At 52.2% G+C, this 12626-nt stretch carries 11 protein-coding genes; 9 read left to right on the top strand and 2 right to left on the bottom strand.

Annotation, left to right across the window (positions count from 1 at the left end):
- The first annotated feature begins 56 nt into the window (after positions 1-56).
- The 8 genes from QW71_RS41795 to QW71_RS04390 all read left to right on the top strand — a co-directional run bounded on the left by QW71_RS41795 (position 57) and on the right by QW71_RS04390 (position 9992).
- Positions 57-191 (top strand): hypothetical protein, encoded by a 135-nt coding sequence (locus tag QW71_RS41795; protein WP_268794600.1) that lies wholly within the window; start codon positions 57-59, stop codon positions 189-191.
- Complete coding sequence (locus QW71_RS04420) at positions 157-1707, top strand: family 16 glycoside hydrolase (protein WP_160311774.1); 1551 nt, start codon at positions 157-159, stop codon at positions 1705-1707. Before QW71_RS41795 ends, QW71_RS04420 begins: the two co-directional genes overlap by 35 nt.
- Before the next feature lie 281 nt (positions 1708-1988).
- Complete coding sequence (locus tag QW71_RS04415) at positions 1989-3299, top strand: ABC transporter substrate-binding protein (RefSeq protein WP_039293834.1); 1311 nt, start codon at positions 1989-1991, stop codon at positions 3297-3299.
- Between the two features lie 98 nt (positions 3300-3397).
- Positions 3398-4321, top strand: coding sequence for a carbohydrate ABC transporter permease (locus QW71_RS04410; RefSeq protein ID WP_052769889.1), 924 nt, complete (start codon positions 3398-3400; stop codon positions 4319-4321).
- Positions 4322-4334: 13 nt separating this feature from the next.
- Positions 4335-5147, top strand: coding sequence for a carbohydrate ABC transporter permease (locus QW71_RS04405; protein WP_039293832.1), 813 nt, complete (start codon positions 4335-4337; stop codon positions 5145-5147).
- A gap of 92 nt (positions 5148-5239) precedes the next feature.
- Entirely contained in the window at positions 5240-7039 is a 1800-nt protein-coding gene (locus tag QW71_RS37755) for a sensor histidine kinase (RefSeq protein WP_160311773.1), read from the top strand.
- 1 nt (position 7040) lies between these two features.
- A complete protein-coding gene (locus tag QW71_RS04395; RefSeq protein WP_039293829.1) occupies positions 7041-8642 on the top strand; it encodes a response regulator in 1602 nt (533 codons plus the stop codon).
- Positions 8643-8720: 78 nt separating this feature from the next.
- Positions 8721-9992, top strand: a complete 1272-nt coding sequence (locus tag QW71_RS04390) for an ABC transporter substrate-binding protein (RefSeq protein WP_039293827.1) — start codon at positions 8721-8723, stop codon at positions 9990-9992.
- A gap of 30 nt (positions 9993-10022) precedes the next feature.
- Here QW71_RS04390 and QW71_RS04385 read toward each other — a convergent pair whose 3' ends face one another.
- Entirely contained in the window at positions 10023-10820 is a 798-nt protein-coding gene (locus QW71_RS04385; protein WP_039293825.1) for a lipase family protein, read from the bottom strand.
- Between the two features lie 65 nt (positions 10821-10885).
- Positions 10886-11827, bottom strand: coding sequence for an SDR family oxidoreductase (locus QW71_RS04380; protein WP_039293822.1), 942 nt, complete (start codon positions 11825-11827; stop codon positions 10886-10888).
- Between the two features lie 172 nt (positions 11828-11999).
- Between QW71_RS04380 and QW71_RS04375 the strand changes: the two genes are divergently transcribed.
- Complete coding sequence (locus QW71_RS04375; protein ID WP_039293820.1) at positions 12000-12374, top strand: MerR family transcriptional regulator; 375 nt, start codon at positions 12000-12002, stop codon at positions 12372-12374.
- Positions 12375-12626: the final 252 nt, after the last annotated feature.

Genomic DNA, 12626 nt, shown 5'->3' with positions numbered 1-12626 from the left:
TACATGTAGGTGCGGTCAACAGGTTTCATAATTGAAGATGAAGAGGAGGGGCTTATTTGTTAAAAAAACTATTCACCTCGCTGTCGGCTTCCCTGTGTCTGCTTCTGGTCCTGACGGCCATTCCGGCATTTGCCGCGAATGGCCCGGGGCCCGGTGGTGTGGGGTACCTCATCCACGATTACCGATATTAACACCTTCACAGATGCGGGTACTGATGCCCGCGGGCTCAGACCCGGAACCTTCGGGGCGGAATATGCCCGGATGATCAAGCTGGCGAACGGGGATTGGCTGGCGGTCACTGCTATTTACGACAACAACGGCTATACCAAGGTCTCCTGGGGCGGCACCCGGCTGCAGGTCTTCCGCAGCACAGACAACTGCCGTACCTGGTCGCTGATGTCCACCCTGTGGGAAGACGGCCGTGACCTGGACAACGGGCAGTTCGTGCAGCTGGCCAATGGCGATATTCTGCTGGCCATGCGCTCGGTCCGCTGGCAGGAGTCGTACAAGCTCAGAGTGTATAAGAGTGTGAATGGCGGCGCGGATTGGAGCTTCCTGAGCACAATCGATGAGAACAACGGCATCGCCGGTTCCCTGGGGAACCCGGATAAAGGGGTATATGAGCCGCATATGCAGCTGCTGAATGACGGCTCGGTAGCTGTCATGTATGCAAGTGAGAAGCATGTGACCGAGAACCCTTCCTACAGCCAGATCATCTCCGAGAAAATCTCTACCAACGGCGGAGCCAGCTGGGGGAATGAGATTTATGTGGCCTGGGATCCGACTAACGCCGGGGCACGCCCGGGTATGCCGGTCTGGAGCAAGATGGCGAACGGACAGTATATTGTCGCCTTTGAGGTGTGCGGAACGCAGAACTGCCGGATTTTCACCAAAAAAAGTACAGATGGCAAGACCTGGTCCAGCGGTATCGGCACTCAGGTATCGACCAATCAGCAGGGCGGGCCTTATCTCCTCTCCTTAACCGACGGGCGTCTGCTGCTCAGCTCCAACTCCAATGTATTGTCTTTAAGTAATGATTACGGGGCTACCTGGGTGGATAATGACGTTCCGGCGTTCGGGAATTCGTGGTGGACGGCGATGTACCAGACCGGGGCGAATGAGATTGCTTTTGTGGATTCGGTCGAGCGGAGTGTTGGCGGGCATAATGTCCAGGTCCGTTTCGGCACACTCAGCGGCTCGTATAGCAACGATTTTGCGGCGAATGACAACGGATGGGCCCGTTATGGGGGAACCTGGGCCGTGAGCGGCGGAACCTATAACCTCAGCTCGGTCAATGCGGACAAATCCGTGCTTACCCCGTATCCTTCTAAAATGAACTATACGCTCGAAGGCGATATCAGGCTGAATAATGCCGGCCAGGGCAGTCTGGTCTTCAATCTGACGGGTCCGGGTACCGGTGCCGATTCTCAGAAGGGATACGCCGCAGGCATTGACTCTACCGGTCAGGTATGGCTCGGACGTTTCAACAATAACTGGACCCCGCTCCAGACCGTGGCCACACCCATTGCGGTAAACACCTGGTATCATATGAAGATTGTCGTGAACAGCGGTAACATCAAGGTATATGCTGGTGATATGGCTGTGCCAAAGATTAACCTGAATGACGCGGTGTATACCTCGGGCACCATCGGGGTGCGCGGCGGCTTCAATAACAGCGTAAGCTTCGATAATATTACAGTGAACTAATCCGCAATTCCTTTCTGGAGCCCTTCGGGGCTTCTTTTTTAATTATTCTGCGCAATCTGGAAGCCCCGTTTCCGCACCTTACGATTCTCCACCTTCCATAAGATCGTCTACCTTTGCGGCAGCCCCGCGCCAATAACATCTGTCGTTTGTTCACCAAGGAGCAGCGGTTTGTCGGTTCAACAGTTGCCGCATCCCCTGTAGAGTAAGTGACAAGAAAGCCCTTACATGAATGCATGAGAGGGCTCTCGCACACAAACTTTTTTGACGAGAGGGTTGTTCAAATGAGGATGAATAAGAAGTACACAGGTTTGGTAACGGCCGGGCTGACACTGGCCCTGATTCTGCCGGGTTGCTCATCCGGAAACAAAGAGAACGGTGAGCCGGCCAAGGCGAATGAACCGGCAAAGACAGAGAGTGCAGGCGGCAGTCCGGTAGAGATATCGTTCTGGAACATGTTCGGCGGCGGGGAAGGGGAATTCGTAGACCAGATTATCAAGGACTTCAATGACTCGCAGCAAGAGGTGACCGTGAAGCCGCTCCGCCTCGAATCCAATGAGTATTACGCGAAGCTTAGCACGGCGCTGTCTTCCTCCAAAGGCCCGGATATTGCCATTGCCCATGTGGACCGGATCTCCCCGTTCGTGAAGGCGCAGCAGATTGTACCTGTAGATGAGCTGGCTTCCAAGGTCGGATTTGACCTTAAGGAGATCTCTGATTCCAACATGCAGAGTGTGTCCTACGAGGGTAAGCCTTACGCTGTTCCGCTGGATACCCATTTCCATATGTTCTACTACAATAAGGACATTCTGCAGAAGGCCGGTCTGCTGAATGAAGACGGCACCCCTAAGCTTGGAGACCTGACACCGGCGGGCTTCGAGAAGACACTGGCGGATATTCAGGCCAAAGTGCCGGATGTGCAGGCGATGGCTGTGAACACCCCCTATTTCCAGGAGCCGTTCCTCAATCTCTATTATGAAGCCGGCGGGGATATTCTGAATTCGGACTTGACCAAAGCCAGCATCAATAATCCGCAGGCGCTGGATGTACTGAAATTCTATCTGGACGTCTTTAACAATAAGTATGCCGATCTCAATGATAAAACGCCTTGGGATACCTTCCATAACGGCAAAGCTGCTTTCTGGTTCGGCGGTGTATGGGAAGCGGGACTGCTCCTCGGGGATGAATCCCTGCATATCGGCGCAATGCCGCTTCCTCCTTTTTTCGGCAGCCAGACGCACTGGGCCAGCTCCCATACGCTTGTAATTCCGTCCTACGTAACCCCTGAGAAGCAGGAGGCGGCAGCCAAGTTCATGAAGTATTTCTCTGAAATTGGCGGAGAAACCTGGGGCCAGGCGGGTCATGTGCCTGCGAACAGCAAAGTAACCACCAGCGATGTCTACAAGAGTCTGCCTTACCGCAGCGAATTCATCGAGGCCCAGAAGACCGTGAAATTTGCTCCACCGACAGATAAGTATACAACCATCATTACCACTATCTCCGAAGAGCTGCAGAACATCATCTTCGGCAGCGAGAGTCCGGAAGACGGGCTGGTGAAGCTGGAGAAACAGATTAACGAAGTGCTGGAGAACTAGCTCCCTCTGCAGGAAAGGTACGGCCCCCGCCGCCGATAAGGGCGGGTGGCCTGTCCTTCCAGCCCATGCGCAAACTTAATTGAAGGAGAGAATAACCGATGGAGCGGAGTGTAATAGAGAATAAAGCGGCAACGCCTCTTCGCAGGAGAGAGCCCATACACCTACTGAAGGAACTGAAAGCTATTTTTTATCTGGTCCCCTTCCTGGTACCGTTTACAGTGTTCTACTTGTGGCCAGTAATCAACGGAGCCTGGATGAGCCTGCATGTCTGGGGCATTCAGGGGATGCAGAAGTATGTTGCATTGGCCAACTATAAGAAAATCTTAGAGAATCCGGATTTCTATTCGTATTTGTGGAACTCATTCTATTTTGTGCTGCTGTGCGCGCCAACCGTACTGGTGCTTGGACTGGTACTCGCGCTGATCATCAACCAGAGGATTTGGGTACGGACCCTGATCCGTTCCGTGTTCTTCCTGCCCTATGTCCTGTCCGTCTCTGTGGTCAGCTTCATCTGGCTGAAGCTGTTCGACGCAAAGAACGGTCCGGTGAATGCAGTACTGCATTCACTTGGAATGAACGCGGATATTAACTGGCTCACCGATCACAGATTCGTATGGTGGGCGATTACGATTGCGACAGACTGGTGGAGCGTCGGGTTTGTGATGGTGCTGTTCCTGGCCGGACTGCAGGAAATCCCTACGGATCATTATGAAGCCGCGAAGATCGACGGCGCGAATGCCTGGCAGCGATTCTGGAGCATTACCCTGCCGGGGCTGTCCAGTGTGATGAAGATCCAGATCTTTTATCAGATTATCAACTGCCTCAAGCTGTTCGGACAGGTACAGATAATGACCGGCGGCGGGCCGGGAGATTCCACCAATACCATGATCCGCTATATCTATGTCACGGGGTTCAAGAAGGATATGTTCGGCCTGGCCGCAGCGCAATCAATGATCTTCTGCTTCATCATGCTGCTGATCGCCGTGGTTCAATTCAAAATCACAGACCGCAAAGACGGATAGGAGGGAGACGTTCATGAAGAAGCTTGCTTTAAATATTGCTGCTGTTCTGCTTGCGCTGCTGTTTGTTTTTCCGCTGATCTGGATGTTCCTCACCTCCCTGAAGCCTGACGGTGTGAACGTATATACGCTGGCTGATTGGGTGAATTGGTCAGATCTGAATACCGATAACTATGTCAAAGTCATCCGGGACTCGCAAATTCTGCATTGGACGTGGAACAGTCTGGTCATAGGTGTCCTAACCACCGTCATTTCTATTCTGCTCAGCTCGCTGGCGGCATTCTCCTTCTCGAAGCTGCCTTTCCGGACGCGGGGAATGTTCTATGTGCTGATCGTTTCAGGTCTGCTGATTCCGACAGAAGCTATACTGATTCCGCTCTATGAAACGGCGCTGCATCTGCAGCTGATTGATAACATCTGGGCGATTATCCTGCCCGGGCTGACCAACCCGATCGGCATTCTGCTGCTGAAGCAATTCATGGACGGGGTACCCAGGGATTATATTGAAGCCGCGCAGATTGACGGCAGCCGCAGCTTCCGGTTATGGTGGAGTATCTGTCTGCCGCTTACGCGCTCAGCCATGGTCTCTGTGGGGATCTTCTTCTTTATCCTCTCCTGGAATAACTTCCTGTGGCCTTATCTGGCGATTACCTCAGAAGAGAATATGATTCTTTCGGCAGGGCTGCCCACCTTTTTGTCGAATAATAACATGTCGCTCAATCTGATTATGACGGCAAGTGCCATTGCGGCGATACCGACGATTCTGGTGTTCATTCTTCTTCAGCGGCATATTGTCCAGGGCGTGGCGATGTCCGGTGTCAAAGGTTAATTCTTAAACGCGAAAGGATAGTGGGCATGCTTACATCTCCTGAGAGTTCTGCCAGGCCCATGCGGCTCCGCTTGATATCCTGGATCAAAATTATGAAGAGCAGCATGCGCTATAAGTGGATGCTGCTTCTTGTTCTCTTCTCCTTGACACCGCTGGTGGTCATGGGGATTATTTCATTTTCCATCTCCAAATCAACGATTAACCACAAAGTAACCGAATATTCCGAGCATCTGCTGTACCAGACCGCCGATAATCTGGATACGCGGCTGGGTGTGTACAAGGACATAATGATGCAGGTGCTGAACAACAACGAGATCGTGGGGATGCTGCGGACCCTTGATCGGACAGACACGGCCAGCTATGATGTGGATAGTCTGTCGCTGACGACGAAGCTGTCCACGATTGTGGCGATCAATCAGGATGTGCAGTCGATTTCTTTTGTATCCGGGAATCACTATATCAAAGGAATCTACCGCTGGAACAAGCGCACGCCCGCCGAGGTAGAGCCGTTCCTGCAGACGCTTGAGGGCGGCAGCAACTTCCGCTGGTATCCGACCCGCTACGGGACCTATGTAGACAGTCTGAATTCGCAGAGTACCCATGTCTTCTCGGTAGCCAAACAATTGTACAAAATATCCGATGACAGTCCGCTGGGGATTGTGGCTGTCCTGGATATCCGGGAAGATGTCATTAAGGAGCTGGTCTCGAAGGCGGTGAGCAACAATAGGGATCTGCAAAGCTTCGTGATGGACGGCCGCGGCATGCTGGTCTCCTATCCGGACAGTGAACTAATTGGCAGGAGTGTGACTGAGGTGCTGGGTGTGGCAGGTTATGAGAAGCTCATAGGCTCCGGCCCGGAGGAGACGAGATTTCCACTCACGTACAAGGGCGACAGCCTCATTGTGAATGCCAAGAAGCTCCACACCAATGACTGGGTGGTTGTGAATGTGATTTCCAAGGCTGCGCTGTACCAGGATTCGAACCGTCTGCTGCAGATTTTCATCTTCGTCGGGCTGCTCTGCATTGTCTTCTCGGTCATTGCTGCACTGGTGCTGGCCAATTCCATTACGAATCCGATTCTGAAGATGATCCGCCTGATGCGGCAGGTGATGTCCGGCGAGCTCAGCGTCCGCTACAAAGCCAAAAGCCGGCATGACGAAATCGATATTCTCGGCGATAATTTCAACTACATGGTTGTGCGGATCGACGAGCTTTTGAAAGCGGTATATTTGGAGCAGGATCAGAAACGGATGGCGGAGCTCAAGGCATTGCAGGCGCAGATTAACCCGCATTTTCTCTACAACACCCTGGATATTATTAAATGGACGGCCTTGATTCAGAAAGCCAATAACGCGGCAGAGATGGTCAGCTTATTGTCGCGGCTGCTGCGGATCAGTCTGGGTAAAGGGGAAGAGACTGTTACGGTGGAAGAGGAAATCGAGCATGTGCAATGTTATCTGGGGATTCAGAAGTTCCGCTTCAACTTCAATATTGAGACCGTTGTTGAGATGGACGATGAAGTCCGCCACCTGCGGACACCCAAGCTGATTCTGCAGCCGATTGTGGAGAATGCGATTATCCATGCCTTTGGAGATAGGGAGTCCGGCGGCCGCATCCGCATATCGTGCAGCAAAGCGCCGGGCAATCTGGTATGGTTCGAAGTAGCGGACAACGGGAAGGGGATAGACCCGGCGCTTGCGCGTAGTCTGCTGGCCGGGCAAGCGCCGGAGGAGGAGAAGCCGGGAGGCATTGGACTGGCCAATGTGGATGAACGGATTAAGATGATTTGCGGAAAAATGTACGGCATCGAGATTCACAGTGAGCCTGGTACAGGAACGTCCATACGAATCAAGCTGCCACTCATGACAGAGGATATAAGGGGGAACCGCTGAGATGCACCGGGTCATTATCGTAGAAGATGAATTTATCGTAAGATATGGAATCCGGTCGATGATTAATTGGGAGTCCATCGGGATGGAGGTCATAGGCGAAGCGTCGAACGGCAGGGAAGCGCTGGAGGTAATGTCAGCCGGACTGCCTGATATCCTGATTACCGATATCAAAATGCCCGTGATGGACGGCATCGAGCTAATTGCCGAGGTACGGAAGCTCTCACCGGATATCAGGATTATTATCCTCAGCAACCTCGAAGATTTCCAGTATGCCAAGGAAGCGATCAGACATAGTGTATCCGAGTATATGATCAAATCGGATATGATGCCGCGTGACTTTGAGCTGGTGCTGCTTAAATTGAAGGAAAGCCTGGAGGCGGTGCAGAAGAATATGCCCGTCTCTTCCCAGGCTGCTCACCCGGAGCCGGTGCATAAGGAGAATTTCCTGCTGGAGCTCATGGAGCGGGGGGCGGTTCAGGGGCAGATAGACAGAAGTAGACTCGCACAGGCGGGACTTGCGGATTCACGGCCGCTATATTTGCTGCATATTAGCCTGGGCAGCAGTGCTGAGCCGGGGTATGGGCAAGGACAGACCGTGATCCGCAGGCTGCTGGAGCAGATTTGGGTTGAGCGTGCCCTCGGGTATGAGATGTTCCCGGACAGACAGGGGGAGCTTAATATTATAGTAACCACAGAGCTTAACACAGAGCCTGCAGGATTTGCCTGGCTAGACTTCGTGCGCAGCTGTAGTGAAGAGCTTATCGGCCGCTTATCTGCTCAATACGGCTGGATTGCGACGATTGGTCTTAGTGGAGTGAACGGGCAGTGGGCGGAGCTGAAGAATGCTTATGTCCAGGCCGTGGAAGCTGCCAGGCAGAAGCTGTTTATGGGAAGCGGGCGTGTTCTGGTTCACGGCAGCGAAGAATTGAAGGCGCAAGTATCTCTGCTTGAGGCACTTCAGATCAGCAGCCGCCAGATCCAGTCTATGGTGTACGCCTTCCAGTCCAGAGAGCTGGAGGAGTATCTGAATCAGCTGTTCGGGCAGCTGGCTGTACGCCGGGATGCGGATCTCGTGCAGATTATCTCCCTAGAGCTGCTGATGATCTTAACAACCCTGTGGCCCGATGTATCCAGGGATGCAGAACAGGTTCTGGAGCTCAAGAAGCAGTACTTCGACGAGCTGTCGATGCTGGAAACGCTTGAACAGAGCCGGCTATGGTTCCTGCAGGCCTTCGAAGCGCTGGTAGAGCATATGATAGAGATGTATAATAGCGACCGGAACAGCATTATCAAGGCGACCCAGTATATTCAGCAGTACTATGATCAGGAAATTACCCTGCAGTCGATCAGCCGGCTTGTACACTTAAGCAAGAATTATTTCGCCAACCTGTTCAGGAAGGAAGTAGGCGAGAGCTTCCTGGAGTATCTGACCCGGATCAGGATTGAAAAGGCCAAGACTCTGCTTACCGGAGAACTGAAGGCTGGAGATGTCGGTACCCTGGTCGGGATTCAGGACCCGAAATATTTCTCCAAAGTGTTCAAGAAGATCACTGGTGTCTCTCCGTCGGAATATCGCGGGCTGGTCCGTAAGAGCGGCCAATGAGGGCTGGGGTGGTGGGATTTAGTGTAAACGCTTACAGATTATGACTGGAGTGAACCTGTTCCGGAAAGGGGGAGTGAGATGAAAATCATGGGCCGTATGCTGCCCGTTCTGCTGCTGTGTCTGTTCCTGCTGCCGGGCTGTGCAGAGCTCTCTTCCGGGAATCAGAGTCCCCTGGAGAGTACAATGCCTGTCGAGGTGTCGTTCTGGAATCCGTTCGGAGGCGGCGAAGGTGAATTCGTAGAGAGAATTATCAAAGATTATAATGCTTCCCAGAGTGAAGTGTTTGTGAAGCAGCTCAGACTTGAATCTAACGAATATTATGCCAGGCTGAGCACTGCTCTGTCCTTCGGCAAAGGGCCTGATGTAGCCGTAGTCCATGCGGACCGGTTGTCGCCGTTCATTAAAGCGGGGCAAATTGTTCCGCTGGATGCTCTGGCTGAGCAGGACGGATTCCAGTGGAGTGAAATCGGTGAACAGAACCTGCAGAGCGTCAGCTACAGCGGACAATATTATGCGGTACCGCTCGATACGCATTTTCACATGCTCTATTACAATAAGGATATACTGGCCAAGGCCGGATTGTTAACTCCAGAAGGAACGCCGAAGCTCGAAGAGAACACTCCCGCAGGGTTCATCCGTATGCTGCGGCAGATCGCTGCGCGGGTTCCGGGGGTACAGCCGATGGCGGTCAACACTCCTTATTTCCAGGAATCGTTCCTGGATCTGTATTATGAGGCAGGCGGAGAGCTGTTCAGTCCCGATATGAAACATGCAGCGGTCGATAATGAGAAGTCGGTGAAGGTCCTGACCTTCTACCAGCAGCTGTTCGAAGAGGGATTAAGTGATCTGAATGATAATACACCTTGGGACTCCTTCTATAACGGCCAAGCTGGACTTTGGTTTGGCGGAGTATGGGAAGCGGGCCATCATCTGGGTAATGATGACCTTGATATTGGTATTATGTCTCTCCCGCCGATCTTCGGCAGCGCCGCCCACTGGGGAAGCTCACATACGCTGGTTGTTCCGGCTTACGTCAGCGAAGAGGAGCAGGAAGGCGCGATGGACTTCATGAAGTATTTCTCAGAGGTGGGCGGACATATCTGGGGGGAGGCGGGTCATGTCCCGGCGAATCTTGATATCGCAGAGAGCCGGGCTTACCGGGAGCTGCCTTACCGCGCCCAGTTTATCCAGTCCAGGGATCAGGTGAAGTTCGCCCCGCAAACCGATAAATACGCGGCACTGTTCACTGCAATGTCGGAGGAACTGCAGAATATTATCCGCCACCGGATTCAGCCGGAAGCAGGACTGAAACTGCTGGAGAAGAGCCTGAATCAAATATTGGCGAATTAATTAACAATATGCAGGGGCTCCCCCCGGTGATCAGGTAATCAATTCAAGCACCGGACAGAAGCCGGGATTCGTGGAACATAAAATTGCAGTGAATTCCGGCCGTTGCTTCGACAGTACAGCGAAGTAGCTTCTAAGCACATGATTGAGTTCAACCGTCCCGTTCTGGAAAGATAATGAGTACAGCGTCTGCACATGGGTGTAATAGTATTTTTTCTCCTGCCGGGGAAGCTTGTAGATGGTCGGAGGGACATAGGTGGCGACATCAAAGAGATTGGCATAACGGAAGCTGCTGCGGACATAGCTGCTGAAAGCTTTGGCAAATGCAGGGTCACCCGCACGCGGGGAGCCATACGTATACAGGCAGGGAGAACTGTGGGCTGAATTAGCAGCAATATCTATAGCACATAAGGTTGCTAGAGCCCCGCCGAGGCTGTGCCCTGTAACGTATACCGTTTTCTCTGGTGACAAGGTGCCGAGTACGGAGAGGATTTCTTCCCGTGCCGACGAATAAATATCTGTGAAGCCTCTATGCGTCAGGCAGTCTTCCCTGATATATTTGAACTTCTTTTGTGCAGCATTCATGTTCGAGAGCCAATTGGTGGTCGAACTGCTTCCGCGCCAGGCAATAATAATCTCCTGCGGAGATTCCAGAATGAAACCAAAGGGCTCGGAGATCCCGCCCATGGATTTCGCCCGGAAATTATGCACGACCGAGAAGTCCGCCGGAACCACGAACGAACCGTCTGCATGTTCAAATTGTGCATAGGTCTGTCCGCAGACGGCAGCCAGAAAGATGGCCCAGTCCTGTTCATTCCGCATGTTACCCATCCCGCATCCCGCCCTTCTTTCTATCTGTGTATGATCAGCAGGCAGGATTGGTGCCTATGATACCTTTATGAATTCGCGATTGCATCGAAATCGACATGCGTCAATTGTTTGGATACTTCCCACAGTCTGGCCGCCACAGCGGCATCCAGTCCCTGCGGAGCGATCTTGCCGGGCTTTGGCAAGCCCCTTGTTTCTGAGAGTCTGCCGGGACCGTAATAAGTTCCGGACTTCGCGTCCGGGGATGTCGCGGCGAACAGAGTCGGAAGCGCGCCTTGCGCGGCCGGCTGGAACAAGATTGGCCCCAGGACCCTGCGTAGAATCCCCGCTGTGCTGTTCGGCCCGGCCCCATTAAGAAGCAGGTCTGTGCGTGAAACACCCGGATGAACCGGAAGGCTCAATAGGCCCCAGCCCGATGCGTCACTGCGCCGCTGCAGCTCCAGTGCGAACATGATCATGGCAATTTTCGATTGCGCATAAGATTCCATGGCATGATAACGGCGTTCAAATTGCAGGTCGTCAAAATGTATTGAGCCGCTCCGGTGGGCAACACTGCCCAGGCTTATCACACGCGGTTTATTTCCTTTGCGCAGTAAAGGCATCAGATGTGCAGTCAACGCGAAATGTCCAAGGTAATTCGTACCGAATTGAAGCTCAAAGCCATCTTTCGTGAGTTTGCGGGTAGGCGGTGTCATTACCCCTGCATTATTGATTAGCAGATCAAGACTGTGCCGCTCCTTATTCATCCTTGCGCCGAACGCCTGTACCGACTCTAGGCTGGCAAGATCCAGCTCTTCAAAACGGATATTGGCTGAGGTAACACTGCTGCGGATTTTTTTCACCGACTCTGCTCCCTTTGCGGCATTGCGGCCAGCGAGGATGACTTCTGCCCCATTTTTTGCCAGCTCCAGCGCCGTTTCGTAGCCGATGCCTCCTGTACCGGTAACGATGGCCGAGCGGCCCCGCTGTGAGGGAATATTTGAAGCTGTCCATTTAGGGAATTTTTCCATATTTTCTTTCTCTCCTTTGTCTGTTTGACTGTATCTATGGCCCATACCAGAATGCTTAACATCCGGCGCCTGAATTGTAAGTTGGCTAGCCGTTCGATATACTTAATGCTAATACTTAGAGGCTTATCGAAGTCAAGCAGTCTTTAAAATACCCATTTCGAGGTGAAAGAGGATGTACAGTATCAATGAAGTAGCTGCGATTTGCGAGGTGACGGCGCATACGCTCCGCTTTTACGATAAGGAGGGGTTATTGCCTTTTGTGGGACGCAATGGAGCGGGAAACCGCATATTTTCTGATGGTGATTTATCACTAGTCAAAGTGATTTGCTGCCTGAAAAACACCGGAATGCCGATTAAAGATATCAAAAAATACATCGAATTGATTATGGAAGGCGATTCGACCAAGGAAACACGGCGCAGCATTATGATCGAGCACCGTAAGGAAGTACTGCGGCAGATGGATGAATTGAAGAAAAATCTGAATATTATTGATTTGAAGGTCGCTCTCTACGACACCAATAATTACGATTTGCTACGGGAGATATAACTGCTGGCAGTTAGAGTTATCTCTAAGTGTTGATAGCCAACAGAATACATACATAAGATGAACATAAGAAGATTCAGCCGCTAACATTTCGATCATACATAGCTTGGAGGTTTGAATTTTGATCGAGGAACATATTTCAATAGGGCAGTCGGCAGGCCAGGCTGTGAAGGATTTCCTGAATAAGCAGCTGTGATCACAGATAAAGAGCCCGGTCCTGGAGAAGATTCTCCAGAGCCGGGCTCTATTTTTGTT

The organism is Paenibacillus sp. IHB B 3415 (assembly GCF_000802655.2).
In the GTDB taxonomy this organism is placed as follows: Bacteria; Bacillota; Bacilli; order Paenibacillales; family Paenibacillaceae; genus Paenibacillus_AQ; species Paenibacillus_AQ phytohabitans.
Note: the sequence above shows the minus strand (reverse complement) of the source record. Positions and strands in the feature narration are given on the sequence as shown.